This window comes from Mycobacterium sp. NGS54 (assembly GCF_059812465.1).
The window spans coordinates 324,330-350,204 of the sequence record NZ_JCALCS010000001.1; the positions used below are offsets into that span (position 1 = coordinate 324,330).

General features: G+C 68.4%; 25 protein-coding genes. 16 read left to right on the plus strand and 9 right to left on the minus strand.

The genetic code is table 11. The annotated features are described in order from the left end of the window. Window positions 1–3 precede the first annotated feature (3 nt). From nuoL to nuoN, 3 genes are read left to right on the plus strand one after another with little or no spacing between them, the layout of a single operon-like run. On the plus strand, window positions 4–1,890 hold the full coding sequence (gene nuoL, locus AC5Y5E_RS01600) for an NADH-quinone oxidoreductase subunit L (RefSeq protein ID WP_499901246.1): 1,887 nt from the start codon (window positions 4–6) through the stop codon (window positions 1,888–1,890). After that, complete coding sequence (locus tag AC5Y5E_RS01605; RefSeq protein WP_499901247.1) at window positions 1,887–3,446, plus strand: NADH-quinone oxidoreductase subunit M; 1,560 nt, start codon at window positions 1,887–1,889, stop codon at window positions 3,444–3,446. Before nuoL ends, AC5Y5E_RS01605 begins: the two co-directional genes overlap by 4 nt. Further along, window positions 3,443–5,032 carry an NADH-quinone oxidoreductase subunit NuoN gene (gene nuoN / locus AC5Y5E_RS01610; protein ID WP_499901248.1) on the plus strand — a complete coding sequence of 530 codons (1,590 nt, stop codon included), beginning with the start codon at window positions 3,443–3,445 and terminating at the stop codon, window positions 5,030–5,032. Before AC5Y5E_RS01605 ends, nuoN begins: the two co-directional genes overlap by 4 nt. Window position 5,033: 1 nt before the next feature. Here nuoN and AC5Y5E_RS01615 read toward each other — a convergent pair whose 3' ends face one another. The 5 genes from AC5Y5E_RS01615 to AC5Y5E_RS01635 are packed head-to-tail and all read right to left on the minus strand — an operon-like array spanning window position 5,034 to window position 9,134. Next, window positions 5,034–5,471, minus strand: a complete 438-nt coding sequence (locus AC5Y5E_RS01615) for a hypothetical protein (protein ID WP_499901249.1) — start codon at window positions 5,469–5,471, stop codon at window positions 5,034–5,036. Then, window positions 5,468–6,727, minus strand: coding sequence for a DUF58 domain-containing protein (locus tag AC5Y5E_RS01620; protein ID WP_499901250.1), 1,260 nt, complete (start codon window positions 6,725–6,727; stop codon window positions 5,468–5,470). The genes AC5Y5E_RS01615 and AC5Y5E_RS01620 overlap by 4 nt, the downstream gene beginning before the upstream one ends. A 6-nt stretch (window positions 6,728–6,733) precedes the next feature. Beyond that, a complete protein-coding gene (locus tag AC5Y5E_RS01625; RefSeq protein WP_499901251.1) occupies window positions 6,734–7,702 on the minus strand; it encodes an AAA family ATPase in 969 nt (322 codons plus the stop codon). After that, complete coding sequence (locus AC5Y5E_RS01630; protein ID WP_499901252.1) at window positions 7,699–8,181, minus strand: hypothetical protein; 483 nt, start codon at window positions 8,179–8,181, stop codon at window positions 7,699–7,701. Before AC5Y5E_RS01630 ends, AC5Y5E_RS01625 begins: the two co-directional genes overlap by 4 nt. Further along, entirely contained in the window at window positions 8,178–9,134 is a 957-nt protein-coding gene (locus AC5Y5E_RS01635) for a DUF4129 domain-containing protein (RefSeq protein WP_499901253.1), read from the minus strand. The genes AC5Y5E_RS01630 and AC5Y5E_RS01635 overlap by 4 nt, the downstream gene beginning before the upstream one ends. 543 nt (window positions 9,135–9,677) lie before the next feature. Between AC5Y5E_RS01635 and AC5Y5E_RS01640 the strand changes: the two genes are divergently transcribed. Genes AC5Y5E_RS01640 through AC5Y5E_RS01685 form a run of 10 tightly spaced genes read left to right on the plus strand, consistent with a single transcriptional unit; the run spans window position 9,678 to window position 19,132 of the window. Continuing rightward, window positions 9,678–10,487, plus strand: a complete 810-nt coding sequence (locus AC5Y5E_RS01640; RefSeq protein WP_499901838.1) for an MlaE family ABC transporter permease — start codon at window positions 9,678–9,680, stop codon at window positions 10,485–10,487. A gap of 8 nt (window positions 10,488–10,495) precedes the next feature. Further along, window positions 10,496–11,356 (plus strand): MlaE family ABC transporter permease, encoded by an 861-nt coding sequence (locus tag AC5Y5E_RS01645; RefSeq protein WP_499901839.1) that lies wholly within the window; start codon window positions 10,496–10,498, stop codon window positions 11,354–11,356. Between the two features lie 3 nt (window positions 11,357–11,359). Continuing rightward, on the plus strand, window positions 11,360–12,424 hold the full coding sequence (locus AC5Y5E_RS01650) for an MlaD family protein (RefSeq protein ID WP_499901254.1): 1,065 nt from the start codon (window positions 11,360–11,362) through the stop codon (window positions 12,422–12,424). Further along, window positions 12,421–13,431: an MlaD family protein gene (locus tag AC5Y5E_RS01655; RefSeq protein ID WP_499901255.1), complete on the plus strand. Its 1,011-nt coding sequence runs from the start codon at window positions 12,421–12,423 to the stop codon at window positions 13,429–13,431. The genes AC5Y5E_RS01650 and AC5Y5E_RS01655 overlap by 4 nt, the downstream gene beginning before the upstream one ends. Then, complete coding sequence (locus AC5Y5E_RS01660) at window positions 13,431–14,453, plus strand: MlaD family protein (protein ID WP_499901840.1); 1,023 nt, start codon at window positions 13,431–13,433, stop codon at window positions 14,451–14,453. Before AC5Y5E_RS01655 ends, AC5Y5E_RS01660 begins: the two co-directional genes overlap by 1 nt. Before the next feature lies 1 nt (window position 14,454). Then, window positions 14,455–15,612, plus strand: coding sequence for an MlaD family protein (locus AC5Y5E_RS01665; RefSeq protein WP_499901256.1), 1,158 nt, complete (start codon window positions 14,455–14,457; stop codon window positions 15,610–15,612). Continuing rightward, window positions 15,609–16,658, plus strand: coding sequence for an MlaD family protein (locus AC5Y5E_RS01670; protein ID WP_499901257.1), 1,050 nt, complete (start codon window positions 15,609–15,611; stop codon window positions 16,656–16,658). The genes AC5Y5E_RS01665 and AC5Y5E_RS01670 overlap by 4 nt, the downstream gene beginning before the upstream one ends. Continuing rightward, window positions 16,655–17,620, plus strand: a complete 966-nt coding sequence (locus AC5Y5E_RS01675) for an MlaD family protein (protein ID WP_499901258.1) — start codon at window positions 16,655–16,657, stop codon at window positions 17,618–17,620. The genes AC5Y5E_RS01670 and AC5Y5E_RS01675 overlap by 4 nt, the downstream gene beginning before the upstream one ends. A gap of 53 nt (window positions 17,621–17,673) precedes the next feature. After that, window positions 17,674–18,348, plus strand: a complete 675-nt coding sequence (locus AC5Y5E_RS01680; protein WP_499901259.1) for a hypothetical protein — start codon at window positions 17,674–17,676, stop codon at window positions 18,346–18,348. 46 nt (window positions 18,349–18,394) lie between these two features. Further along, entirely contained in the window at window positions 18,395–19,132 is a 738-nt protein-coding gene (locus AC5Y5E_RS01685) for a hypothetical protein (RefSeq protein WP_499901841.1), read from the plus strand. A 2-nt stretch (window positions 19,133–19,134) separates the two neighbouring features. Here AC5Y5E_RS01685 and AC5Y5E_RS01690 read toward each other — a convergent pair whose 3' ends face one another. Then, entirely contained in the window at window positions 19,135–19,521 is a 387-nt protein-coding gene (locus AC5Y5E_RS01690; RefSeq protein ID WP_499901260.1) for a hypothetical protein, read from the minus strand. A gap of 89 nt (window positions 19,522–19,610) precedes the next feature. On the opposite strand from AC5Y5E_RS01690, the gene AC5Y5E_RS01695 reads away from it, so the two are divergent. Continuing rightward, window positions 19,611–20,999 (plus strand): HNH endonuclease signature motif containing protein, encoded by a 1,389-nt coding sequence (locus AC5Y5E_RS01695; RefSeq protein WP_499901261.1) that lies wholly within the window; start codon window positions 19,611–19,613, stop codon window positions 20,997–20,999. Between the two features lie 10 nt (window positions 21,000–21,009). Here the strand turns inward: AC5Y5E_RS01695 and AC5Y5E_RS01700 are convergent, their stop codons facing one another. Next, window positions 21,010–21,882, minus strand: a complete 873-nt coding sequence (locus AC5Y5E_RS01700) for an SDR family NAD(P)-dependent oxidoreductase (protein WP_499901262.1) — start codon at window positions 21,880–21,882, stop codon at window positions 21,010–21,012. After that, window positions 21,879–22,481, minus strand: a complete 603-nt coding sequence (locus AC5Y5E_RS01705) for a TetR/AcrR family transcriptional regulator (protein WP_499901263.1) — start codon at window positions 22,479–22,481, stop codon at window positions 21,879–21,881. The genes AC5Y5E_RS01700 and AC5Y5E_RS01705 overlap by 4 nt, the downstream gene beginning before the upstream one ends. Window positions 22,482–22,555: 74 nt before the next feature. On the opposite strand from AC5Y5E_RS01705, the gene AC5Y5E_RS01710 reads away from it, so the two are divergent. Both AC5Y5E_RS01710 and AC5Y5E_RS01715 read left to right on the plus strand, forming a co-directional pair. After that, entirely contained in the window at window positions 22,556–23,701 is a 1,146-nt protein-coding gene (locus AC5Y5E_RS01710) for a phosphotransferase family protein (RefSeq protein ID WP_499901264.1), read from the plus strand. Next, window positions 23,701–24,816 carry an Rv3169 family protein gene (locus AC5Y5E_RS01715; protein WP_499901265.1) on the plus strand — a complete coding sequence of 372 codons (1,116 nt, stop codon included), beginning with the start codon at window positions 23,701–23,703 and terminating at the stop codon, window positions 24,814–24,816. Before AC5Y5E_RS01710 ends, AC5Y5E_RS01715 begins: the two co-directional genes overlap by 1 nt. Before the next feature lie 4 nt (window positions 24,817–24,820). On the opposite strand, the gene AC5Y5E_RS01720 is transcribed toward AC5Y5E_RS01715, so the two are convergent. Further along, the gene (locus AC5Y5E_RS01720; protein ID WP_499901266.1) at window positions 24,821–25,819 is read right to left on the minus strand and encodes a TIGR03617 family F420-dependent LLM class oxidoreductase; all 999 of its coding nucleotides are present in this window, start codon (window positions 25,817–25,819) and stop codon (window positions 24,821–24,823) included. Window positions 25,820–25,875 lie beyond the last annotated feature (56 nt).

A 25,875-nucleotide genomic window follows, 5' to 3' on the forward strand; every position in this document is an offset into this window, starting at 1 on the left:
GAGATGACTGACTACACCTGGCTGCTGGTGGCGCTGCCGCTGGCGGGTGCCGCGATCTTGTTGTTCGGGGGCAGGCTCACCGACGCGTGGGGCCACCTGCTGGGCTGCGCCACCGCGCTGGCGGCGTTCGCGGTGGGCGCGACGCTGCTCGCCGACATGCTCGGCCGCGGCGAGGCCGATCGCACCATCCACCAGAAGCTGTTCACCTGGATTCCGGTCGGGCAACTGCAGGTGGACTTCGGGCTGCAGCTCGACCAGTTGTCGATGTGCTTCGTGCTGCTGATCTCCGGCGTCGGATCGCTGATCCACATCTATTCGGTCGGCTACATGGCCGAAGACCCCGACCGCCGAAGGTTTTTCGGCTACCTCAACCTGTTCCTGGCCTCGATGCTGCTGCTGGTGGTCGCCGACAACTACCTGGTGCTCTACGTCGGCTGGGAGGGCGTCGGCCTGGCCTCCTACCTGCTCATCGGTTTCTGGTACCACAAGCCGTCGGCGGCCACCGCGGCCAAGAAGGCCTTCGTCATGAACCGGGTCGGTGACGCCGGCCTGGCGGTGGGAATGTTCTTGATGTTCGGCACCTTCGGCACGCTGTCCTACGCTGGGGTATTCGCCGGTGCGCCTTCGGCTTCGAGCGGCGTGGTGACCGCGATGGGATTGCTGCTGCTGCTGGGCGCCTGCGCCAAGTCCGCGCAGGTTCCGCTGCAGGCGTGGCTGGGCGACGCGATGGAGGGCCCGACGCCGGTGTCCGCCCTGATCCACGCCGCCACCATGGTGACCGCCGGCGTGTACCTGATCGTGCGGTCCAACCCGCTCTACAACCTCTCGCCCGGCGCGCAACTGGGCGTCGTCATCGTCGGCACCGTCACCCTGCTGTTCGGGGCGTTCATCGGCTGCGCCAAGGACGACATCAAGCGCGCCCTGGCCGCATCGACGATGAGCCAGATCGGCTACATGGTGCTGGCCGCCGGCCTCGGCCCGGCCGGCTACGCCTTCGCGATCATGCACCTGCTGACCCACGGCTTCTTCAAGGCCGGCTTGTTCCTCGGGTCCGGGTCGATCATCCACGCGATGCACGAGGAACAGGACATGCGCCGCTACGGCGGCCTGCGCAAAGCCCTGCCGGTCACGTTCGCCACGTTCGGGCTGGGATATCTGGCGATCATCGGCGTGCCGCCGTTCGCGGGCTTCTTCTCCAAGGACAAGATCATCGAGGCGGCGCTGTCGACCGGGGACACCCGGGGCTACGTGCTGGGGGGCGCGGCTCTGCTCGGTGCCGGTGTCACCGCGTTCTACATGACGCGGGTCATGCTGATGACGTTCTTCGGTGAAAAGCGTTGGGCCCCAGGCGCCCATCCGCACGAGGCGCCCGCCGTGATGGCGTGGCCGATGATCCTGCTGGCCGTCGGCTCGGTGTTCTCGGGCTTCCTGTTGTGGTGGGGCGGCGCCCTACAGCACTGGCTCGAGCCCGTCGTCGGGGTGCACGAAGAGGCGGCGCACGCGCTGCCTGCCTGGGTCACCACCGTCGTCGCGTTGGGCGTCGTCGCCGTCGGTATCGCGGTGGCCTACCGCATGTACGCCGCCGCGCCCATCCCGCGGGTCGCCCCCGTACGGGTGTCGGCGCTCACGACCGCCGCGCGCGCCGACCTCTACGGCGACGCGTTCAACGAGGAGGTGTTCATGCGCCCCGGCGCGCAGCTGACCGACGCACTGGTCGAAGTCGACAACGCGGGCGTCGACGGCTCGGTCAACGCCCTGGCGGCACTGGTGAGCCGGACGTCAAACGGCCTGCGGCGCTTCCAAACCGGCTTTGCCCGCAACTACGCGTTGTCGATGCTGGCGGGCGCCGTGCTGGTGGCCGCTCTGATCCTGGCGGTGAGGGTGTGGTGAGTAACGTGCCGTGGCTGAGCGTCCTGTGGCTGCTGCCGCTGGCGGGCTCCCTGCTGATCATCCTGCTGCCCCCGGGGCTGCGGCAGCTCGCCAAGTGGACCGGCCTGGTCGTCGGCGTGCTGACGCTGGCCGTGGCGATCGTGGTGACCGTCGGCTTCAAGGCCGGCGGCCCCACCTACCAGTTCGTCGAAAGCCACCAGTGGATACCGGCGTTCGGCGCGGGCTACTCCCTCGGCGTCGACGGCATCGCGGTGGTGCTGGTGCTGCTGACCGCGGTGCTGATCCCGGTGCTGCAAGTGGCCGGCTGGAACGACGGCGGCAAGGGCACCCGGGGCGTGCATGCCTACGTCGCGCTGACGCTGGCCATCGAGTCGATGGTGCTGATCTCGGTTGTCGCCCTGGATGTGCTGCTGTTCTACGTGTTCTTCGAGGCCATGCTGGTGCCGATGTACTTCCTGATCGGCGGCTTCGGGCCGGGTCCCGGCAGGTCGCGCGCGGCGGTGAAGTTCTTGCTGTACAACCTGTTCGGCGGGCTGATCATGCTGGCGGCGGTCATCGGGCTGTACGTGGTCACGGCGCAGCACGGCTCGGGCACGTTCGACTTCCGCGACATCGTGGCGGGCGTCGCGTCGGGCCGCTACGGCGCCGACCCGGCGGTGTTCAAGGCGCTGTTCCTGGGCTTCATGTTCGCCTTCGCGATCAAGGCCCCGCTGTGGCCGCTGCACCGCTGGCTGCCCGATGCCTGCGTCGAGGCCACCCCGGCGACGGCGGTGCTGATCACGGCCGTGATGGACAAGGTCGGCACCTTCGGCATGCTGCGCTACTGCCTGCAGCTGTTCCCCGACGCCTCAACGTATTTCCGTCCGGCGATCGTGACGCTGGCGATCATCGGCGTGATCTACGGCGCGATCGTGGCGATCGGCCAGGCCGACATGATGCGCCTGATCGCCTACACGTCGATCTCACACTTCGGGTTCATCATCGCCGGCATCTTCGTCATGACCAGCCAGGGGCAGAGCGGGTCGACGCTCTACATGCTCAACCACGGCATCTCCACCGCCGCGGTGTTCCTGATCGCCGGATTCCTGGTGACGCGGCGCGGCAGCCGGGCGATCGCCGACTACGGCGGCGTCCAGAAGGTCGCACCAATCCTGGCCGGCACCTTCCTGGTTTCGGCCATGGCCACCCTGTCGCTGCCCGGGCTGGCGCCATTCGTCAGCGAATTCCTGGTCCTGCTGGGCACTTTCAACCGGTACTGGCTGGCCGGTGCCTTCGGGGTGACCGCCCTGGTGCTCGCGGCCATCTACATGCTGTGGCTCTACCAGCGGGTGATGACGGGCCCGGTGGCCGAGGGCAACGACCGGATCACCGACCTGCGGGCGCGCGAATTGGTCGTCGTGGCACCGTTGCTCGCGCTGCTGTTCGTGCTGGGCGTCTATCCCAAGCCGGTGCTCGACATCATCAATCCCGCCGTCGAGAACACCATGACCACCATCGGCCAGCATGACCCAGCGCCGAGTGTGCCGCCCCGGACTGCCGAAGGACCGCACCGATGACCCTGCCCACCCCAAGCGTCGAGTACTTCCTGCTGTGCCCGATGCTCATCGTCTTTTCCGTCGCGGTCGTCGGCATGCTCGTCGAGGCATTCGCACCCAGGCGGATTCGCTACGCCACCCAAATGACGCTGGCCCTGGGCGGCCTGCTCGCGGCGCTTTTCGCGGACATCGAAGTGGCCGAGTCGGTTCCGTCGTCCGGCCGCGCCGCGGTGCTGGGCGCGGTGGCCATCGACCGGCCGACGCTGTACCTGCAGGGCACCGTGCTGCTGGTCGCGGTGCTCGCGGTCATCTTCATCGGCGAACGGGCACAGGCCAAGGCGGAAGCCAAGGTCGCCGTGGGCGCCAAGGCCGTCGGGTCGGGCGGGCTGGATTCCTTTACGCCGCAGGCGTCCGCGGTTCCCGGCAGCGAGCCCGAGCGCGAGGCCGAGCGGGCCGGCGCCGCGCAGACCGAACTCTTCCCGCTGGTGATGCTGTCCGTCGGCGGCATGATGGTGTTCCCCGCCTCCAACGATCTGTTGACGATGTTCGTAGCGCTGGAAGTCCTGTCGCTGCCCCTGTACCTGATGTGCGGCCTGGCCCGTCATCGCCGCCTGCTGTCCCAGGAAGCGTCGATGAAGTACTTCCTGCTGGGCGCGTTCTCCTCGGCGTTCTTCCTCTACGGCGTCGCGCTGCTCTACGGCGCGACGGGCACGCTGCTGCTGCCCGGGATCCGGGATGCCCTTGCCGCCCATGGCGATAGCTCGATGGCGCTGATCGGCGTCGCGCTGCTGTCGGTCGGCCTGCTGTTCAAGGTGGGCGCAGTCCCGTTCCACTCCTGGATCCCCGACGTCTACCAGGGCGCGCCCACCCCGATCACGGGGTTCATGGCGGCGGCCACCAAGGTGGCGGCGTTCGGAGCGCTGCTGCGCGTCGTCTACGTCGCGCTGCCGCCGCTGCACCACGAGTGGCGCCCGGTGCTGTGGGCGATTGCCATCCTGACCATGGCCGTCGGCACCGTCACGGCGGTGAACCAGACCGACGTCAAGAGGATGCTGGCGTATTCCTCGGTCGCACACGTGGGCTTCATCCTCACCGGCGTGATCGCCGACAACACCGCGGGGCTGTCCGCCACGCTGTTCTATCTGGTCGCCTACAGCTTCAGCACCGTCGGCGCGTTCGCCATCGTGAGCCTGATCCGCAACGCCGACGGCGTCGAAGACGCCAAGATTTCCCACTGGGCCGGGCTCGGGCAGCGCTCCCCCATTGTGGGCGTGATGTTCTCGATGTTCCTGTTGGCCTTCGCCGGCATCCCCCTGACGAGCGGATTCGTCAGCAAGCTCGCGGTGTTCAAGGCCGCCGCCCAGGGCGGCGCCGTGCCCCTGGTCATCATCGGCGTCATCGCCAGCGGTGTCGCCGCGTACTTCTACGTGCGCGTCATCGTGTCCATGTTCTTCACCGAAGCGACCGACGACACCCCGCACGTCGTGACGCCCGGCATCCTGAGCAAGATCGCGATCGCGATATGCGCCGCGGTCACAATACTTTTGGGGATCTTCCCGCAGCCGCTGCTCGACCTGGCCGATCAGGCGGCCCAGCTGCTGCACTGAGTCAGCTCACGAACGGGCGGGTGGCCAGGACGTAGATCGCCAGGACCCCCAGCGGCGCGGCGAGCGGCAACCACGGCAGCTGCAGCGGGAACGACGTCGCGACCAGGCCGACGCAGGAAAAACCCACCGCCGCAACGGCGGTCGGCCAGCTCCACACGACGCCGCCGACGGGCGTCCCGACCGCGTGGCGGCACACCAGGTAGGCGACCGCGCACAGTCCGGACCAGGCGGCGAAGACGAGCGAGGGGTCCGACGCCAGGATCGTGGCCGCCGATGCCAGCACGGCGATCGTCGCCGCCGGGCGGTAAATCACCCCGGCGCCCACCGCGATCAGCGCGGCCGCCCCCGCGGCAACCGCCACGCCGTGCGACCCGGCGGCGGCCAAGCCCACCATCACAACGCCGATGATGGTTGAGACGACCAGTGCGATCCACTTCATGCCCGCAGCCGTCCCCGCACACGATGGCGGTGGTCGGGCAGGACGGCCATCGACTGATCCAGCGTGCTGTCCCCGCGCCACGCCACGATGTCCACGCCGACGGTCGCCATGTCGCGGTACATGGCCGAGCGCTGCAGCGCCCACATCCGATCGATCAGCGGATCCTGCTGACTCTCGAAGGGCGAGCTGTCGAGGATGTCGACGGCGATCACGACGTGGCCGCGCTTGCGCAGGTCGATCAGCGCCAGCGCGAATTCCGTGTCGAGCAGCGTGGAGAACGCGATGACGATCGAGCCGACGGGGACCGCCGCGCGGGGCGCCAGTGTGCCGGTGGTGTTTTCGAATCGGTCGCCGGCGCCGAGCACGGTGTCGAGCACCCGGTAGAACTGGCGCTGTCCGATGTCGGCACCGAGCCAGCGCGGGCGGTTGCCGCCGAGGGCGACGATCCCGGCGCGGTCGCCGTGCCGCAGGGCGGTCTGCACCACCTGCGCGGCGCCGCGCACGACGCGTTCGGTGGCCTCGCTTGCCGGGCCCGCCGGCTGCCGGTACGTGTCGATCAGCACCACCACGTCGGCGGCGCGGTCGGTCAATCGCTGGGTCACGTGCAGCTGGCGCCGGCGCGCGCTCACCGGCCAGTTCACCGCCCGCAGCTGGTCGCCGGGCACGTAGGGGCGGATGTCGGCGTACTCGACGCCCGGGCCGATATGCCGGGTCAGGTGGGCGCCCAACCGGTCGAGCAACTCGATCTGCGGGATCGGCGTCGGCTGCGGGGGCGTCAGCGGGAACACGATGACGTCGGCGGCGTCGACGGCGCCCGTCCCCGTCAGCAACCCGCCCCGCGCCAGCACGTCGACGCACGCCCGGACGGGGTAGCGGCCCCAGCGCCGTGCCGTCACCGCAACGGTTTTCGCGTCGCGGGACTCCGCGTCGAGCGCCTCGAGCTGCATGCCCGCGACGGGACGCACCGTCAGCTCCACCGCCGAGGCCGCGGTGTCGCCCTCTTCGCTCAGCCACACGCGGACCCGCGCCTGCTCGTTTTCGAAGCACCGCTGCGATTCGGGCTTTCCGTGCACCCGGATCTTCGGCACCGGAGGTTGCCAGCTGACCGAACACAGCACGCCGAGCAGCGGCGCCGCGAAGGCAAGCAGCTGCCAGCGCGCGCCGATCACGGCGGCGGCCAGCGCGACCCCGGCACAGGTCGCGACCGACCGGGCCAACGGCGATGCGCGCCAACGAAACTCGACTTCGGTACCCATCGGAGATCAGCCCGTCCCGCCGCCCGTACGGGGCACCGGCAAGCGCCGCAACAATTCTGCGACGACGTCGGCGCCCTGGATCTTGCGCACCCACATCTCCGGCCGCAGGGTGATGCGATGAGCGACGGCCGCGACGGCGAGGGCCTTGACGTCCTCGGGGATCACGTAGTCGCGGCCGAGCAGCAACGCCCGGGCGCGCGCGAGTTGAACGAGGTCGAGTTCGGCGCGTGGGCTGGCGCCGACCGCGACCTGCGGGTGGTGCCGCGTGGCGGTGGCCAGCGACACCACGTAGTGCAGCACGTCCTCGTGCACGGTCACCTGTTCGACCGATTCGCGCATCGCGAGCAGATCGTGCCCGTCCACCACCTGGTTGACCGTCGGCTCGGCCGACCCGCGTTCGAGGCGGCGGCGCAGCATCGAGGTCTCGTCCCGCTCCGAGAGGTATCGCAGTTCCAGCCGGATCGCGAACCGATCCAGTTGCGCCTCGGGCAACGGATACGTGCCCTCGTACTCGATCGGATTGTCGGTCGCCAGCACGATGAACGGCGTTGGCAACTTGTGGGTTTCGCCGTCGATGCTGACCTGGCCCTCGGCCATCGCCTCCAGCAGGGCCGCCTGCGTCTTCGGCGGCGTGCGGTTGATCTCGTCGGCCAGCAACAGGTTGGTGAAGATGGGACCGGACCGGAACGCGAAGTTGCCGGACTGCATGTCGTAGATCGTCGAACCGAGCAGGTCGGCGGGCAGCAGGTCCGGGGTGAACTGGACCCGGGTGAATCGGAGCCCCAGCGCGGCGGCGAAGGATCGCGCGATCAGCGTCTTGCCGAGGCCGGGCAGGTCCTCGATGAGCACGTGGCCGCGCGCGAGGACCGCGGTCAGGATGAGTGTCAGCGCCGATCGCTTCCCCACCACCGCGCGTTCGATTTCGTCGAGGACCGCGTCGCAGCGTGCGGTGGTGGTGGCGACCGGCAGCGTCATATTTGCTCCAACCTTCGCAGAATCTCTTCGAGCACCCCGCGGCCCGGCCCGGGTTCGCGGTCACCGGTGCGGGTGATGTTGTTGGGATTGACCCATTCCCACAGTTCCGGTCCGAAAAGCATTCGGCCGCTTGCGTGATAGGCGCCTGCGTCCTTGGATTGCTTGTGCCCCGTCGTCATTTCGTAGCGTCGCGCGAGCATGGGACGCAGGTGCCGGTCCCAGTCCGCCCGCGTGGAGTCCGAGCGCCGGATCGTCGCCTCGGTGGTGGAAAGCCAGCGGCGCAACGAGTCCCCCAGCTCGTCGTAGTCCGGCTCGGCCGCGGGTTCGTTGCCGTGCCCCACGTAGCGACGAACGTTGAGCAACACCAATGCCAGGGCCACGCCCGAGGCGGCCAGCAGGAACCGGCGCCCGTGCAGTGTCAACGCCAGCAGCTCTATCCCCACGACGAGGCAAACACCCAGCACGATAAGCCTTTTCATACGGGGCTCCGCAACTCCGCCAGGACCAGCCGCAGGACATTGACCGCCACCTCGCGATGCCCCTCGTTCATCACGTGCGGGGAGAACCGCGCCTCCTCGAACAGGTTGACCAACCGCTCGGCGTTATCGGCGTGCAGCGCATGGTGTTCGACGGCCCGGACCAGCACCTCGGTCGGCGTATCGAAGTCCTGGGGGGCGGCCCCGGGCACCCGGGCGAGCTCGCGTTCCATCGCGGCGTAGCACGCGATGATCGCCTCCCGCGGTTCGCGGTTGAGGTCGCCGATCTCGGCCAGTCCGACTTCGGCCGCGCGGGCCAGCGATTCCGAACGCTGCTCGGGGGCCGGCGGCGCGAGGCGGCCGTCGGCCGCAATGACCGGGCCGGCGGCGCGCCACCGCCGGCGCGCCATGATCAACGACCCGGCGACGATCACCAGCATCATCGGGATCGTGCCGGCGAGCAGGACGCCGAACATGTCCCCCGAACCGTTGCCCGGATGCCGCTGGGTCGCCGAGCCGCTGTTCTGCCCCGGCGGCCGCGCGGTGGGGACTCCGGTGGGGGCCGAGGGGTTGGCGTCGTGCGGCATCAGGTGGCGGACCAACAGGGTCACGATCAGCAGCCAGGCCACGATGAGCGCGAGCCCGATCAGCAGCACGCGCCAGCTCGGCCGGCCCGTGCCGGTGCCGAGCAGGTCGGACAGATCCGCCTGCTTCGGTGCCGCCGCCCGCGGATCCCGCAACCGGGCGATGACCGCGATCGCCAGCAGCGCGAGCGTCCCGCTCAGCGCCGCGACGACAAAAAGCAGAGCCGCCCGGCCACCGCCCGGCTCGGCACGCACCGCATGACCCTGGGCCGGGAAGTACCCGCGGAGGGCGGCGGCGACAAGGATCAAGAGGACGATCAGGGCAACCACGCGCCCCGTCGGCTTGTCGATACCGGGCTTCATAACGGGCATGGGCACCACCCGACCGGTTGCATACGCCGTTGCGGCTCTGTCTTGGTTCATACTGGCACGTCAGGCGGCCATCCCGCCAGGAACGACGCCCGCGCCCGGGCGCGGCGCCGATCCCGCGCCGGTCCGCAGGTGCGGCTCTATCCACAGGCCAGGAGCGCCGCCGCCCGCGGTGCGGAGTTCTACGGATTGTGGCGTACGTCACACTCAACTGCTTCTGGGTAGAACACCCGTACTCGATGCCACTATTGAACGCACGTCGACCAAGCTCCCAATCTTTGATTGGCTGAGAACCCGTGGCAGCGATTAAGGAGGGACCCGCCGTTGACCGCTGTATACAACGCGACAGCGGCTGAACCACCGGGTGAGACCGCAGGCGAACCAGTCGCCTGCGTCGACGCCGGCGCGGGCACCATCACGAACGGCGCGGACGTCACGAGTCCCGTCGTCGCCAGTCCCGTCGTCACTAGTCCCGTCTCGCCGCCCGCCGAGCCGGACGAGCACCACGCCGTCGCCGAGGCGCCGACCCGCGGCCGAACCGCCGCGGTGCTGGGCAAGCCGTTTCGGTACAGCGCCAGGCAGCTCGATTCCTCGTTGCAGACGCTGGGCCGCTTCTTCGAGCTGGCCGCCCAGTCCTTCAGGTACCTGATCACCGATTTGATCAAGTTGCGCCACCCCTGGCGGGACACGGTCAACCAGGCCTGGTTCATCATCAGCGTCACGGCGATACCCGCGTTGCTGGTGTCCATCCCGTTCGGGGTCATCGTGGCGGTGCAGGTGGGCAACTTCATCCAGCAGGTCGGCGCATCGTCGGTCTCGGGCGCGGCCGGCGGCCTCGGGGTGATCCGGCAGGGAGCGCCGGTCGTGGCCGCGCTGCTGCTGGGCGGTGCGGCCGGTTCGGCGGTGGCGACCGATCTCGGCGCCCGCACCATCCGCGAAGAGGTCGACGCGCTGCGCGTGATGGGCATCAACCCCGTGCAGCGGCTGGTCACCCCCCGGCTGGCCGCGATCGTCATCGTGGCGCCGGTGCTGTGCTCCTTCATCATCTTTATGGGGCTGGCGGCCGGCTACGCGATCAACGTGGGCTTCCAGTCCGGCACCCCGGGTAGCTACATCGCGTCCTTCGCGTCCTTCGCCAGCGTCAACGACGTCGTGGTCGCCGTCCTGAAGACCTGGCTCTTCGGCGTGGTGGTGATCCTGGTGGCCTGCCAGCGCGGCCTGGAGGCCAAAGGCGGCGCACGCGGCGTGGCCGACGCGGTCAACGCCTCCGTCGTCATCGGCATTGTCGCGGTGTTCGTGCTCAACCTGCTGATCACCCAGGGACTGTCGATGTCCATGCCGCTGAGGGTGGGCTGATGGCCCGGATGTCGGTGCCGGCACGCTACGTACCCACGCCGCTGCGGGCGTCGCGATGGGTCGCCGAGCGGGGTGACTCGCTGATCCAGCGCCTCGGCCACCAGGTCACCTTCGGCTCGCAGGTGCTCGGCGCGATTCCGCACACGCTGAAGCGCTACCGGCACCAGACCGGGGTGCTGCTGGTCGACATGATCTGGGGGAACGGCTCGCTCATCGTCGGCGGCGGCACCATCGGCGTGCTGGTGTTCATGGGCGCGGCGGTCGGCGGTTCGGTGGGGATCGAGGGATACGGGGCCCTCGACATGGTCGGGATGGGCCCGCTGACCGGTTTCGTCTCCGCCTATGCGAACACCCGCGAGATGGCGCCGATGATCGCGGGGATCGGGTTCGCGGCCCAGGCCGGGTGCCGGATGACCGCCGAGATCGGTGCCATGCGGATCTCGGAGGAGATCGACGCGCTGGAAGCCCTTGCCATTCAGTCGATCCCGTTCGTGGTCACGACCCGGGTGATCGCCGGGATGATCACCATCGTTCCGCTGTACGTGGTGACGCTCGCGTTGAGCTACGTGTCGTGCGCGACGGTGGTCAACGTGCTGCACGGGCAGTCGTCGGGCACCTACTACCACTATTTCGACTCGTTCATCCAGCCGTCCGACGTGGTGTTCTCGGTGCTCAAGGCCGCGATTTTCGTGACGCTGATCATCGCGATCCACTGCTATCAGGGCTATTACGCCAGCGGTGGGCCCGAAGGCGTCGGGCGGGCATCGGGGCGGGCCATCCGGGCCAGCATCGTGACCGTGGTCGCCGCCGATATGGTGCTGACGCTGTTGTTCTGGGGCAACAACCCCGGCATCCGGATATCGGGGTAGCCCATGGGAGTATCTCCAGACCACGGAGCGCGCGCGCCGAGTGCGCGCTCGTTGCGGATCCGGGGCGTGATCGCCGCGGCGGTGCTGGGCATCGCGGGCACGCTTCTGTATCAGCTGGGCAACGGCGGCTACACCGACACGTTCCGGCTGACCGTGGTTGCCGATTCGATCGGCGAGGGTCTGACGCCGGGCGCGGAGGTCAAGTTCCGCGGCCTGACGATCGGATCGGTGAAAACGCTGCAATCGGTCGGATACAACAGGCAGAAGATAACGGTGGAGCTGGAGCCGCGACAGGCGCGGGCCCTCGCGTCGGACACCACGGCTAACTTCATGTCGTCCAACACCTTTGGGCTCGCGGCCGTCGAACTGGTCAGCAGCGGCACCGGCCCCCGGTTGCGGCCGAACCAGACGCTGTTGATCGGCGCCAACGCTCGGTCGGCGTCCATCACCGGGCTGCTGCGTCAGGGCCAGAAGCTCGGCCGGCTCGCAGATTCGCCCGATGTCGACCGCATCATCGAGGTGGTGCGCCGGCACGCCGACCTGACCGAGCCGGTGACCCGGTCCTACTTCGATCTGGTCAAGATGCTCGTCGACTCCCAGAAAGTGCCGTTCTCCCATTCGCTTTCGGTGTTCGCCTCGGTGGTCAACGGGGCCAGCGACTCCGTCCCCCTGATCGGGCTGGCGTATGACCTGCTGAACGGGATGGAATTCCTGGCCCATCCCGACGGAGTCGAGCGGATGAATGTCATCCTGGACCAGACCGCGAAGCTGCTCTTCACCAGCGACCAGATGTTCGCGCGGAACGTCGGATGGCTCGCCCCGTTCATGGGCTCGGTGATGAACGTCTTGCTGCCGATCTCATACCTACAGGGCAGCATGGCGCCGGTCTACGACCGGCTCTCGGGCCTGCTGGACCGCACCAGCGCGGCGTTCCCCATCGTCGACGGCAAGGTGCGCATGCAGATCGAGGTGACGCTGGACGCGATGCCGGGGCTGGCCGCGGCCCTGCCGTCCCAGCCGGCCCCGCCGCCCGCACCCGCACCGCAACCACAGGCGGGTGGGCGATGAGGAGCGTCACGAAATCGGTTGTGTGGCTGACCATTTTCACCGCGGTCGCGGTGGTGTGCACGCTGATCGTGCTGACCGCCCTGCGCAGCCCGGTCACCGGGGCGCTCTCCCGCTACACCGCCGCGTTCTCCGATGTGTCGGGGCTCTACGTCGGTGACGACGTTCGCATTTCCGGCGTGCAGGTCGGCAAGGTGCAAACCATCCGGCTCGACGGGCGGACCGCCAAGGTGGATTTCACCGCGCAAGACGATCACCCGGTGTTCGCCAACACCGTCGCCGCGGTGCGCTACCAAACCCTGCTCGGCCAGCGCTACGTGGAGCTCGTCCAGCCGGCCAAGCCGGACCGGCGGTTGCGGCCAGGGGACACCATTGGCCTGGGGCAGACGATTCCGTCGTTCGATGTGGCGAAGCTGTTCAACGGGTTTCGGCCGATATTCCAAACCCTCGACCCGGCCCAGTTCAACCTGCTGGGCGAGAACCTGCTTCGGCTGATTCAGGGCGACGAAAACGGCATCGGCCCGTTCCTGCACGAACTGGACGTCATTTCCAAGCTGGCGGTGAAGCGCCAGGCGGTCATCGCCGTCGTGCTGCGCAACCTCAGTGCGATCTCGGCGGACCTGGGCGGCAAGTCACAACAGCTGTTTCACCTCATCGCCACGCTCACCGATGTGGTGACGAAGTTCGGTTCCAAAGCCGAGGAGTTCCGCGAGGCGATGGAAACCGGACTGCCCGTCCTGCGCGACACCACCCACATCCTGCAATACAACGAGCGCATTTTTGACGGGACGACGGTCCCGCTCTACGACTTGTTCAACCGGATGTGGCCGCAGAGCGCGACGATCATCGCGGGCATGTCGCTGGCCCCGTCGTTGATCCAGGGCATGCGGGACTGGCTGGCCGACGACCAGCCCGCCGCACCGACGTTCTCCTGCTCGCGCGGCGAGGTCACCCTGCCGGGGATCGGGCAGGTGTCCTTCGCGCAACAGAACCTGGTGGTGTGCCGGTAATGGCGTTCGGCGACAAGCTGTTCGGACGACGGCGCGCCGTGCTCGATGAGCACGCGGCCGCCGGCCGCAATCGGCGGCACGGCATCGTCGGCGTCGTCGTCATCGTGTCGGCATTGGCCGCCACCGCGATGGCCTACCTGAATCCGACCGGTCAGACCGGCTACACCGCGCACCTGCCCAACTCCGGCGGCGTGCGCGCCGGCGACCAGGTTCGCATCGCCGGCATCCCGGTCGGGAAGGTGACCGGCGTCCGGCTCGACGGCGCGGTCGTCGAGATGAAATTCGACGTCGAGCGCTCGGTGGTGGTCGGTTCGGAATCCACCCTGGACGTCAAGCTGCTGACCCCGCTCGGCGGCCACTATGTGGCGCTCGACCCGAAGGGCCCGCTACCGCTGGGCCGCAACGTGATCCCGCCGCAACGCGTGGGGTTGCCCTTCGAGGTCAACGACATAATCCAGGCGGCGACGCCGCTGATCAAGGAAGTCGACGGCCAAGTCATCCACGACACCTTCACCGAGGTGGCCAACGCGGCCAACAGATACCCCGACGCGGTGCGCGACCTGCTGCGGTCGGCCAACGCGTTGACGGCTTCGTTGAGCAAGTCCACCGCCGATTTCCATCGCGGCCTGGACTTCGCCAACAACGGCCTGCGGGCCACCGTCGCGCAGCGTAAGCTGCTCGTCACGCTGTTCGAGCAGCTCGACATCCTCGGCAGGTCGTACACCTCGAGGTCGGTCGACATCGTCGAGTTCTTCAGCCTGCTGAGCGAATTGGCCCGCATCATGGACCGCATAGTCGCGTTTTACGGCAGGGAGGTCGAGCCGATCGTCGACGGACTCGACGACATCACCACCACGCTGGCCGTCCATCCCGAGCGCTGGGGCCAGGCGCTCGACGGCCTGGGGCAAACCCTGGGCATCGTGGGGCCGATGCTCAGCGGGAACGGCGTCGTCTTCGACAAGCACAACCGGCTGGTTCCCGGGCAGGATCTGTGCCTGCCCAACATCATGAGGAACTGTTGACATGGCCAGGATGTCGGCGCCCGGCTCGCGGCTGCGTTCCCCGGCGGGCATCGCCACGGTGCTGGCCGTCGTCGCGGCCGTCGCGGCGGCCGTCGTCATCGGCGCCAAGCTCGTCATGCCCAAACCCACCAGGGCGATGTGCGCCGAATTCACCGACGCGGTGGGGCTTTACCCCGGCAACAAGGTGGCCCTGCTGGGCATCGAGGTCGGCTCGACGACCGCGATTGTGAACAAGCCCGACCACGTCGAGGTGGACTTCACCGTGCCCCCCGACCTCGACCTGCCCGCGGACGTCGGCGCGGTCACCTACTCGCAATCGATTGTCACCGACCGGCATATCGAGCTGACCAAGCCCTACACGTCGGGCCCGAAATTCACCGGGCCGGGATGCATCAAGCTGAAGTCCACCAGGACGCCGATCAGCGTCAGTGAAACCTTCTCCGCCATAGGCAAACTCGCCGACACGATCATGGGCCCCCCACCCGGCCAGGACCTGTCTCGCGCGCCCGGCGTTCAGGCCATCAACGACAGCGTGCGCGCGTTCAGCCGTTCCCTCGACGGCACCGGCCCCGCCCTCAACGAGACGCTGGGCAATTTGGTCACCATGCTCGCCGACCCCTACAAGGCCGACGCCGACTACCGGCAGCTGTTCGAGAACACCGAGATCCTCAGCTCCGAATTTCTCAGGAACTGGAACAGCTTCGCCTCGGTGATCCAGACGCTGCCGGCCACCACCCAGCTGATCGAGGGCCTGTCGGACAACTTCGGTGCGGCCCTGAGCCATATGTCGCATCTGCTGCCGATCTTGGTCGAGGCGCTGAACCGGTGGGGGCCACGGCTCTACCAAAAACTGGACAAGGGCATCACCTGGCTGCGGGACATGCTGAACCGCCACACCCCGGCGATCATCGCGATGATCAACTCGTGGCCGCAGTTCAGCCACTGGATCAGCGACATCTACGAACCGGCGTGGGGAACCCACAACGTCACCTATATCCCACCGCAAGTGGCGATTTCGCCGTCGCATGCCGGCGCCATCTGCGAGGGGTTGCGGCAGCGCAACGTCCCCGGCGCCGCGGCGGCGTGCGCGTCGGGCACCGCGTCGGATCCGGTCACCCTCGGCCTGACCAACCTCATCCTTGGGGCCGCGCTGTCATGATCCGACGACCGATGCGCGTACTGCCGGCCGTGCTGGCGATCGTCCTCACGGCGGCGTGTTCGCTGGATCCGACCCGGCTGCCGGTCCCGGGCGCCTACAGCCCGCACGACGCCTACCGCATCAAGATCCAGTTCTCCAGCGTGCTCAACCTGCCCGCCCGGGCCAAGGTGGACTCCGGCGGGGTGCAGATCGGCGTGCTCGACCACGTCCAACTCGACGGCACGACGGCGGTCGCCTACGTCGACATCGCCGGGGGCAGCAGGCTTCCCGACAACACCCGCGCCGAACTGCGCCAGGCCACCCCCCTCGGCGACATCTACATCGCGCTGGTGCCGCCGGACGGCCGAACGGGGGATCTGTCGGGTGCGCTGTTGCACGACGGCGACACCATTCCGTTGCGCAACACCGCCCCGGCCGACAACGTCGAAGACCTCCTGCGGTCGGTGTCGAACCTGGTGGCCGGCGGGGTAATCGGCACGTTGCAAAGCACCGTGGTCAACCTCAACAAGGCGTTCCCCAAGGACCCCGCCGAACTGACCCGGACGCAGCAGACCGTCGCCGGCGTGCTCAACGACCTGGCGGCCAACCAGGACACCATCGACGGCATCCTGTCCAGCATGGAGAACATCACCACCAACGTGGCGGCCAACACCGGGGTGTTCAACCGGCTGGTCACCGAGGGCCCGCCGAAACTCGAAGGGCTATCGGCGATCACGGTGGCCATCCTCAACGTCGTCGGGGACTCCCGAGACATCGGCACCCTCGGCGGGCAGGTCGTCGAACCGATCGTCGGCGACATGATGCAGATCCTGTCGTACCTCACGCCAATGGTCGGAACCATCGCCACCGCCGACACCACCATTCCGGTGCTCGCCGACAAGCTGATCGCGTTCCTGCACTACAAGCTCCTCGGGTGGTTCCGCAACGGAGGCCCGAAATACATTGTCTCCGAACTTCATCCCCCGACCGGGCATGAGGGCGTCGATCCCGCCGACAAGGCCGACGCGGCGGTGAAGGCGATGGAGAGCATGGGGATGGTGCCATGAAGTTCAACGCCCGCGTGACGCTGATCATCCTGGCGGTGATGACGCTGCTGGGCGCGGCCTACATGTCGATCGGCGTCCTCGACATCAGCCCGACCAAACAGGTCACCCGACTCACCCTGATGCTCAACACTTCCGGCGGCCTGATGCCCACCTCCGAGGTGACGATGCGCGGCATCAAGGTCGGCCGGGTGACGGGCATCCAGACCACGACGACCGGGCTGGCGGTCTCGATCGACCTTGACCGCGCGCACCCGGTGCCCGCCGACAGCGCGATCAGCGTGGAGAACCTCTCCGCGGCCGGCGAGCAGTACATCGACTTCAAACCGAAACTGATCGCGCCGCCTTACTTCGCCGACGGCGCGGTGATCCCCGCGGCCCGGGTCGCGCCGATGGTTACCGGCGCCGACTTGCTCACCAAGGCCAACGCCCTGGTCTCGGCGCTCAACCTCGACCAGGTGCACACGATCATCGTCAACGCCTCCGCGGCGCTCGGCAACAACGACGACACCGTCGATTCGTTGGCCACCACCGCCGGGTTGACCGCCAAAGTGATCCGGGACGACAAGCAATTGCTGGCCACCCTGTTCAACAACGTCTCCACGATGACCACGAACCTGGGCGACATCAACGCCGGCGAAGTGATCAGTGAGACGGGCAAATTGCTGCCGCGCTCGGTGCCGGCGTTCCTGAAGATGATCCACGAGATCGAGACGCTTTCGCACAGTGGCGTGGGGGTGGTCGGTCCGGACGATCCGGCCGGGATCCTGGTGGCCAAGATCAGCCAGTACCTCGACATGCTGGCCGGCCCGCTCAGCACCTTCACCACCGTCCTGCAACCCGCGCTCGCCCCGCTACACGACGTCAAGGTGGACGCCGGGCACTGGCTCGACTTCTGGGAATCGACCTTCAACGACACCGGCGGCATGCGGGTTCAACTCAACGTTCCCGAATGGCATCAATGATCGAGAAAGAAAGAACCGACGTGACCAACTCAACTGTCAGCGAAGATGAAAAAGTGGACGACACCGAGGGCAAGGCGGTGGACGCCGCCCCCGTCGACGAGGACCCACGGCCGTCGCTGAAGGCGCGGCTGCGGCCCATCGGCCGGAAGCAATGGGGCGCAGCCGTTCTCGCCGCGGCGGTGCTCGCCGCCGGGGTGTTCGGGTTCGTCAAATACCACCAGGTGACCGGCCAGCTCGCGCAGCTACGCCAACAGCAGGCCGATCGTGACGCCGTGGCGCAGCTGGCCAAGGAGTATGCGCTGAAGTCGCTGACCTACAGCTTCGAAGACCCGGACGCGTTCTTCCGCTCGGTCGAAGACGGTGTGTCGCAACAACTTAAGGACAAGTACGTCAACGCCAGCGACCTGCTGAAAAGCATCATGCTGCAGGCGCAGGTCACGTCCACCGGCGAGGTGCTGGCCACCGACCCCATCGCTTCACCCGGCGGGGTCTATCAGGTGGTGGTGTCGGCCCATCAAACGACGCGCAATCTGCAAAACCCGACGCCGAAGGTGTCGATCATCCTGCTGCAGGTCACGGTGAACAAGGTGGGCAATGCGTGGCAGGTGTCCGATATCGGCCCCAAGACCGGCTCCCGCCCACCGATCGAGGAGCAGCTGCCACCGGCCGGGCCCCCGCCGCCCGCCGCTCCGGCTCCGGCTCCCGTCAAGCCGGCACCGAGACGCTAGGCGCGCACCCGTGCAGCGGCTGCCAGTGCTGATCGCCGTCGCGGCGATGGCCACCGCGGGTGCCGTCGGGCCCGTAGCATCCGCCGACACGTCGTTGCCGCCGTGCCCGCAGACGGCCGCGCTGATCAGCCCGACGGCAACGTCGCCGCATACCGACTGCCGAATGCATTCCGGCGCTTTGGATTTCGCGGTCACCTACTGGAGCGCGCCCGAGCTGACCGGGCCCGCGGCGGTGAAGATCGTCGTGACCGACCCGTCGGGCGAGGTGGTGCAAACGATCGATGAGCTGCTGGAACCCTCGAGCCCGGGCGGAGTCGGGTGGCAGGATGTCGACGGCGACGGCCGCGACGAGCTGATCATCCCGATCGCCCGGCACCCGTTCAACGGCAGCCCGAACACCCGGTTCACGGTGTGGCGCACGCCGGGCGACCGCAACCATTTCGAACGCACCCAGATGGTCGGACAGGCCCTCTATCCCAGCGGCGACGGCTATCTGGTCACCAACGGTGGGGCGCTGGACAGCCGAGACCTCACCTTCTATCTGCCAACGGGAGCCGGCTACACGCTGGTGGTGGTGCTGACCATCGAAGCCGAGCAGGTGGACCCGGACACCCACCGGGTTATGACGGTCATCTGCCGCGCCCACCAGGAAGACGGCCTCCATGCGGTCGACATGAGCCTGCGCCAGGCCGAGGAAACCTTCTGCGCATCACCGGCCGCCAAAGCCATCTGGCCGGACGCCGAGCGACTCGACATCAGGCGCTGGCGCCGAGGGCAGCAATAGCTCTACGGAGCGCAGTAGGCGCGGGCCGCGGCCAGCTGCTGTCTCGCCTTGGCGAGATCGCTCGCGAGTCGTTCCGGGCTCGCGGGCCGGTAGGGGTCGCTGGCGTCGATCTGCGAGGCCAGCATGTCCGACCGAAGCCGGAGGTCGAGCGCGGCCGGACTGCGTAAGCCCTGCAAGGGAGACAGGGCGTTGCGGATCTGGCCCGCCAGATAAGGCGGCGCGCCGGACGGCGAAACCAGGTTGAACACGTTCTCCAGCCGATCGGCCGCCGGCAGGATGACGGCGCAGTCCCCGTCACTGGCCGCCGCCGTCGGCGCGGCCGTCAGGCACATCGCGGCCGCGGCAACCGCCAGCGGCACACCGAGAATTCGTCGCGAAGGTTCGAGCATTGGCCCTACCTTTATCCACAGTTGCGGTTTTATCCACAGATTGGTCGTCGGCGGGATCGATTCGCACGTTTGTTCGATAGGTTGGGGACGTGGGATTCGTTAGCGGCGAGGCGGCACAACAGCGGATCAGCGCTGCTCTGGACGCCATCGACGCCGCCCACGAGGTGCTGCGGCAGACCAGCTCGGATCTGGTCGGCAACGACTTTCGGGTTGAGGTGGCCGAGCGTTTGGAGACCCAGGGGCGGGTGAACCGGGGGTTGATGTATCGGGTATTCGGTGAGATCGCCGAGCCGCCCGATGGCCGCGAAGTTCTGCCGGCGGTGCGGGGCCGGTTGTGCGCGCGGCTGCGGATCACGCCCGGGGAGCTAACGCGCCGGTTTCGGCTGGCGGCCCGGATTCGGCCGCGGCGCTCGCTGACCGGGCCCCCGCTGAGCCCGCAGCTGGCCGAGGTGGCGGCGGCAGTCGACGCCGGCGCGTTGGGCGAGGACCACATCCGCGCCATCTGCCACGCCCTCGACGCGCTGCCCGCCGCCACGGCACCGGCCGACGCGGATGAGGCCGAACGCGTCCTGGTCGAACACGCCACAAAACTGGACTCCGGGGTCGTGACCCGGTTAGGGCAGCGCATCGCCGACTACCTCAACCCCGACGGGCATTTCACCGACGAAGACCGCGCGCGGCGCCGCGGGGTGCGGCTGGGTCCACAAGGCCCCGACGGCATGTCCCGACTCACGGGGCTGCTCGATCCCGAGGCCCGCGCCTACTTCGAAGCCATCGAGGCCGCGGTCCGCCCCGGACGCCACCAACCCGACGGCGCCGAACCCGAGGAGCGCGACACCCGCAGCGCCGCCCAACGCGGCCACGACGCCCTCAAACTCGCGCTGCAGACCGCCATCGGCTCCGGCCAGCTCGGCACCCACCGCGGCCATCCGGTCACCGTGGTGATCACCACCACCCTGGGCGAACTCGACCAAGCCGCCCACGCCGCCGTCAACCCCTCGATCCCGATGCCGCCGCCGGCGCGCACCGGCGGCGGCTCCCGGCTGCCCATGTCGGATCTGATCCGCATGGCCGCCAACGCCATCCACTACCTAGCGGTGTTCGACGACCACACCGCCCGCCCGCTCTACCTAGGCCGGCAAAAACGCATCGCCACCGCCGACCAACGCCTCATCTGCCACGCCCGCGACCACGGCTGCACCCACCCCCACTGCCACGTACCGGGCTACTACTGCGAAGTCCACCACACCCCCGACTGGGCAACCGACGGACGAACCGACGCCGACAAACTCTTCTTCGCCTGCGGCCCCCACCACGCCGACGCCAGCCGCGGCGACCAACACACCACCGTCACCGACACCGGACGCCTCGCCTGGACCGACGGCACCCAACCCCCACAAACCAACCACGCCCACCACCCCGACGAACTCCTGCACGGAGACCCCGACCCACCCGAGTCCGACGAGAGCCAAGAGTGAACCGGCGCCTCTAGCCCAGGGTGAATGGGGAGAAGCTGCCGTCGAGCACGTTCAGGTGACCGATCGTGCGCCCGGTGACCACGGCCGGGTCCACCAGCGCCAGTTCGACTGCCGCGCGCGCGAATTCGTCGGCGGGAGCGGTGTCCACGAATTCGCGGGCGTAGTAGGCCAGGCCCGGCGTGAGGATCGGTTTCGACGGCGATAGCGCGTTCACCGCGATGTTGTGGTCGGCCAGGTCGTACGCCGCGCACTGGGTGAGATGCTCGAGCGCCGCCTTGGATCCGCCGTAACCGGGCAGGACCCCGCCGCTGCGGTCGGCGTAGGGCCCGTCACCGGGCATCCGCGACGCGACGGACGTGATGTTGATGATCGAGCCGCTGCCCGCGTCGAACATGTCGGGACACACCAGCTGCATCAGCTCGTAGGCGGCGAACACCGCGATGTCGAAATGCCGGCGAAACGCCTGCAGCGGCGTGCTGACGAACCCCGGCCAGGCGGGCTTGCCGCCACCATCTGCGGCCTTGGGGGGCTTTGCGCGCGGCTGCGCGCCGGGCACCGGCGGCCGGCCGGGCGCGGTGAAGGCGGCGTTGTTGACCAGGATCGTGATGGGCCCCAACGCTTCTCGGGCCTCGCCCACCAACCGGGCGACGTCGTCGCGGTCGGTCAGGTCGGCGCGGATCGGCACGGCCCGCCCGCCCGCCGCCTCGATCTCGGCGACCGTGTCGCCGATGGTCCCGGGCAGGCGGTCGTCCCAGACCTGTTCGGTGCGCCCGGCGACGGCCACCGCCGCGCCGTCGGCCGCGAGGGCCAGCGCGATCGCCCGGCCCAGGCCGCGGCTGCCGCCGGTGACGATCGCGGCCCGGCCCGCCAGTCGGCCCGTCATCCCGTCACCCCGTGCACGACGATGGCGGTCGTCTGCTCCACCCAGGTGTCGTCCAGCTTCTCCTCTGGGCGCAGCAACATCCGCAGCATGGTCGCTCCCCCCATCAACTCGATCAACCGGTCGGGGTCCACGTCGGGGTGCGCCTCGCCCCGGTCGATGGCCTCGCGCAGCCGCACCCGCACCGCGGTGAACACGCCGGCGAAGCGCGACATCACCCGTGCGTTGAGGGCGGGATCGGCTGTCATGTCGGCCACCAGGCCGGGCAGCGCCGCGCGCACCACCGGCGTGGTGAACACGTCGCGGGTGGCCTCGATCATCATCCGCACGTCGGCGGCGATGTCGCCGGCCGGGGCCTGCAGGGCGGTGGGCGCCGTCGGGAACGCGGCCTCGTGCACCAGTTCCGCCTTGCTCGACCACCGGCGATAGAGCGCCGATTTGGTGGTCCCGGCGCGCTCGGCCACCGCGGCCAGGCTGAGGTTCGAATAGCCGATCTCCACAAGCAGTTCCGCGGTCGCCGACAGGATGGCCGAGTCGATGCGCGGATCCCGGGGCCGCCCGGCGCCCGGGGCCTTGTCAAGGTAGGACGGGTCTGCTTTCATAACGCTACCTACCGTATCGTAATTGCCTCACTGAAGTCTCTAAGAACTGAAGTCTCTAAGAATGGAGGCACCTGATGTCGACACCGAGGTCGAACGAACCGGTGCTGGATCAAGTCGACCGACTTCAGCGCTCCAGCCGGGACGTCACCACGCTGCCCGCGGTGATGTCGCAGTGGCTGTCGACCGTGTTGCCAGGCGGGGTCAAGCCACAGGTGACGGTGGAAAGCGGCGTGGACGCCACCGGGATGTCGTCGGAAACCATCATCCTGACCGCGCGCTGGGAACAGGACGGCGAGCCGATCGAGCAGAAGCTGGTGGCCCGGGTCGCGCCGACCGCCGAGGACGTGCAGGTCTTCCCGACGTATCGGCTCGACCACCAATTCGAGGTGATCCGAAAGGTCGGCGAAATCACCGACGTCCCCGTCCCGCGGGTGCGCTGGCTCGAGCCCACCGGCGACGTCCTGGGCACACCCTTTTTCGTCATGGATTACGTCGACGGCGAGGTGCCGCCGGACGTCATGCCCTACACCTTCGGCGGCAACTGGTTCGCCGACGCGCCCGCCGAGCGCCAGCGCGAACTGCAGGACGCCACGGTGGGCGTGCTGGCCAAGCTGCACTCAATCCCGGACGCGCAGCACACCTTTGGGTTCCTCTCCACGCACGACGGCGACACCGCGCTGCGCCGGCATTTCAACTGGGTCCGCGAGTGGTACGACTTCGCGGTGCCCGACATCGGCCGATCACCGTTGCTGGAGCGGAGCTTCGCATGGCTGGAGGACAACTGGCCGGAGGAGGCCGCCGCGCGCGAGCCCGTCCTGCTCTGGGGTGACGCGCGGGTGGGCAACGTGTTGTACCGCGACTTCGCGCCGGTGGCGGTGCTGGATTGGGAAATGGTGACGCTGGGGCCGCGGGAGCTCGATATCGCCTGGATGATCTACGCGCACATGGTCTTTCAAGAACTCGCCGGCCTGGCGACCCTGCCGGGGCTGCCCGGCGTGATGCGCGAGGACGACGTCCGCGCCACCTACCGGCAACTCACCGGCATCGACGTGGGCGACCTGCGCTGGTTCTACGCCTACTCCGGCGTGATGTGGGCATGCGTGTTCATGCGCACCGGCGCGCGCCGGGTGCACTTCGGCGAGACCGAGAAACCCGAAGACGTCGAATCGCTTTTCTACCACGCCGGATTGATGAGGCGTTTGATTGGAGAGGACAACTAATGCTTGGCCCGCTCGACGAGTTCCCGGTACATCAGGTTCCCCAGCCGATCGCGTGGGCGGGTTCCTCGGACCGCAACTTCTACGACCGCTCCTACTTCAACGCCCACGACCGCACCGGCAACATCTTCGTGATCAGCGGCATCGGCTACTACCCCAACCTCGGAGTCAAGGACGCGTTCTTCCTCGTCCGGCGCGGCGACACCCAGACGGCGGTGCACCTGTCCGACGCCATCGACCAGGACCGGCTCAACCAGAACGTCAACGGTTATCGCATCGAGGTCATCGAACCGCTGCGCAAGCTGCGGCTGATCCTCGACGAAACCGAGGGCATCGCAGCCGATCTCACGTGGCAGGGCCTGTTCGACGTCGTCCAGGAGCAGCCGCACCTGATGCGCTCCGGCAACCGGGTGACGCTGGACGCCCAGCGATTCGCCCAGCTCGGCAGCTGGAGCGGACGCATCGCCATCGACGGCGACGAGATCGCCGTCGACCCCGCGACCTGGCTCGGCAGCCGCGACCGGTCCTGGGGCATCCGGCCCATCGGCGAGCCCGAGCCCGCCGGCCGGCCCGCCGACCCGCCGTTCGAGGGCATGTGGTGGCTCTACGTGCCGATGGCCTTCGACGAGTTCGCGATCGTGCTGATCATCCAGGAGGCGCCCAACGGCTTCCGCTCGCTCAACGACTGCACGCGGGTGTGGCGCGACGGCCGCGTCGAACAGCTCGGCTGGCCCCGCGTGAAGATCCACTACCGGTCCGGCACCCGCATCCCGACCGGCGCGACCATCGACGCGACCGCCCCCGACGGCACCCCGGTCCACTTCGACGTCGAGTCCAAGTTGCCCGTCCCCATCCACGTCGGCGGCGGCTACGGCGGCGACTCGGACTGGCTGCACGGCATGTGGAAGGGCGAAAAGTTCGTCGAGCGACTGACTTACGACATGACCGACCCGGCCATCATCGGGCGGTCCGGCTTCGGCGTGATCGACCACGTCGGCCGCGCGGTGTGCCGCGACGGTGACGGCGATCCGGTGGAGGGCTGGGGGCTCTACGAGCACGGCGCGCTCGGCCGCCATGACCCGTCGGGCTTCAAGGACTGGTTAACCGTCGCGCCGTAAGCGTTTACCGCAACTCGTCCACGATCTCCGCCAGCGTCTGCACGTCGATCGGTGACGGCTGATACAGGCACACGGTGTCGGAGACGCCGTCCACGCGATCGCGGATGTGGGCCGCGATCTCCTTCGGCGTCCCACAGGCGGCGACGGTGTGCAGTATCTCGTCGTCGATGAGCCCGCCCATCTCCTCCCAGCGGCCCTGCTTGGACATCGCGTTGAGTTCGGGCTGCAGGTCCCCCCAGCCGTGCGCGGCCAGCACCGGCCGGTACGCCGGGGTCGACCCGTAGAAGGCCAGCAGCCGCCGGGTGCTCGCGTCGGCTCCCGGGTCCGGCCCCCCGTCAGAGCCCGAAGACACGATGATCTCGGGAATGACGGCGAACTCCTCGGGCCGCCGGCCGGCCGCCCGCAGGCCGTCGCGCACCGCGGGCATCGTGTGCTCGTGCAGAAAACGCTTGGTGCCGAACGGCATCACCAGCAGGCCGTCGGCGTGCTCGGCGGTGGCACGGGTCAGCCGCGGCCCCAGCGCGCCGACGTAGATCGGCGGCGGGCCGTGGGGATTCGGGCCGGGGCTGAACGTCGGGGTCATCAGGGTGTGGCGGTAGTAGTCGCCGCGAAAGTCCAAGCGACCGCCGGTATTCCAGGCCTCGAAGATCGCGCGCAGGGCCGCGATCAACTCGGTCATGCGGGCCACCGGGTGCTCGAACTGCGCGCCGAATCGCTTCTCGATCTGCGGACGAATCTGGGTGCCCAGGCCGAGAAAGAACCGCCCCCCGCTCAGCAACTGGTGATCGTTGGCCTGATGCGCCAGGTGGATGGGATTGCGCGGAAACGCGATGGCCACATTGGTCATCAGGTCCAGGCCGCCCACCGTGGCCGCCAGCGTCAGCGGGGCGAACACGTCGTGCTGACCCTCGAAGGTGGCGACACCGCTGGCCCCGGCGTCGCGCAGTGCCCGCGCGCGTTCGGCCGCGTCCATGGGCCCGTACAACGCCGTAAAGACCTTCATCTGCCCACCTTGAGCACGTACTTAGACCGGCAATGGAAATTTATCCTACGAAATCG

Bases quoted from the DNA above. Each gene is read 5' to 3' on its own strand.
- nuoL (WP_499901246.1), top strand. From the start codon at position 4: ATGACTGACTACACCTGGCTGCTGGTGGCGCTGCCGCTGGCGGGTGCC.
- nuoN (WP_499901248.1), top strand. From the start codon at position 3,443: ATGACCCTGCCCACCCCAAGCGTCGAGTACTTCCTGCTGTGCCCGATG.
- AC5Y5E_RS01615 (WP_499901249.1), bottom strand. From the start codon at position 5,471: ATGAAGTGGATCGCACTGGTCGTCTCAACCATCATCGGCGTTGTGATG.
- AC5Y5E_RS01620 (WP_499901250.1), bottom strand. From the start codon at position 6,727: ATGGGTACCGAAGTCGAGTTTCGTTGGCGCGCATCGCCGTTGGCCCGG.
- AC5Y5E_RS01625 (WP_499901251.1), bottom strand. From the start codon at position 7,702: ATGACGCTGCCGGTCGCCACCACCACCGCACGCTGCGACGCGGTCCTC.
- AC5Y5E_RS01630 (WP_499901252.1), bottom strand. From the start codon at position 8,181: ATGAAAAGGCTTATCGTGCTGGGTGTTTGCCTCGTCGTGGGGATAGAG.
- AC5Y5E_RS01635 (WP_499901253.1), bottom strand. From the start codon at position 9,134: ATGCCCGTTATGAAGCCCGGTATCGACAAGCCGACGGGGCGCGTGGTT.
- AC5Y5E_RS01645 (WP_499901839.1), top strand. From the start codon at position 10,496: ATGTCGGTGCCGGCACGCTACGTACCCACGCCGCTGCGGGCGTCGCGA.
- AC5Y5E_RS01650 (WP_499901254.1), top strand. From the start codon at position 11,360: ATGGGAGTATCTCCAGACCACGGAGCGCGCGCGCCGAGTGCGCGCTCG.
- AC5Y5E_RS01655 (WP_499901255.1), top strand. From the start codon at position 12,421: ATGAGGAGCGTCACGAAATCGGTTGTGTGGCTGACCATTTTCACCGCG.
- AC5Y5E_RS01660 (WP_499901840.1), top strand. From the start codon at position 13,431: ATGGCGTTCGGCGACAAGCTGTTCGGACGACGGCGCGCCGTGCTCGAT.
- AC5Y5E_RS01665 (WP_499901256.1), top strand. From the start codon at position 14,455: ATGGCCAGGATGTCGGCGCCCGGCTCGCGGCTGCGTTCCCCGGCGGGC.
- AC5Y5E_RS01670 (WP_499901257.1), top strand. From the start codon at position 15,609: ATGATCCGACGACCGATGCGCGTACTGCCGGCCGTGCTGGCGATCGTC.
- AC5Y5E_RS01675 (WP_499901258.1), top strand. From the start codon at position 16,655: ATGAAGTTCAACGCCCGCGTGACGCTGATCATCCTGGCGGTGATGACG.
- AC5Y5E_RS01685 (WP_499901841.1), top strand. From the start codon at position 18,395: ATGGCCACCGCGGGTGCCGTCGGGCCCGTAGCATCCGCCGACACGTCG.
- AC5Y5E_RS01690 (WP_499901260.1), bottom strand. From the start codon at position 19,521: ATGCTCGAACCTTCGCGACGAATTCTCGGTGTGCCGCTGGCGGTTGCC.
- AC5Y5E_RS01700 (WP_499901262.1), bottom strand. From the start codon at position 21,882: ATGACGGGCCGACTGGCGGGCCGGGCCGCGATCGTCACCGGCGGCAGC.
- AC5Y5E_RS01705 (WP_499901263.1), bottom strand. From the start codon at position 22,481: ATGAAAGCAGACCCGTCCTACCTTGACAAGGCCCCGGGCGCCGGGCGG.
- AC5Y5E_RS01710 (WP_499901264.1), top strand. From the start codon at position 22,556: ATGTCGACACCGAGGTCGAACGAACCGGTGCTGGATCAAGTCGACCGA.
- AC5Y5E_RS01715 (WP_499901265.1), top strand. From the start codon at position 23,701: ATGCTTGGCCCGCTCGACGAGTTCCCGGTACATCAGGTTCCCCAGCCG.
- AC5Y5E_RS01720 (WP_499901266.1), bottom strand. From the start codon at position 25,819: ATGAAGGTCTTTACGGCGTTGTACGGGCCCATGGACGCGGCCGAACGC.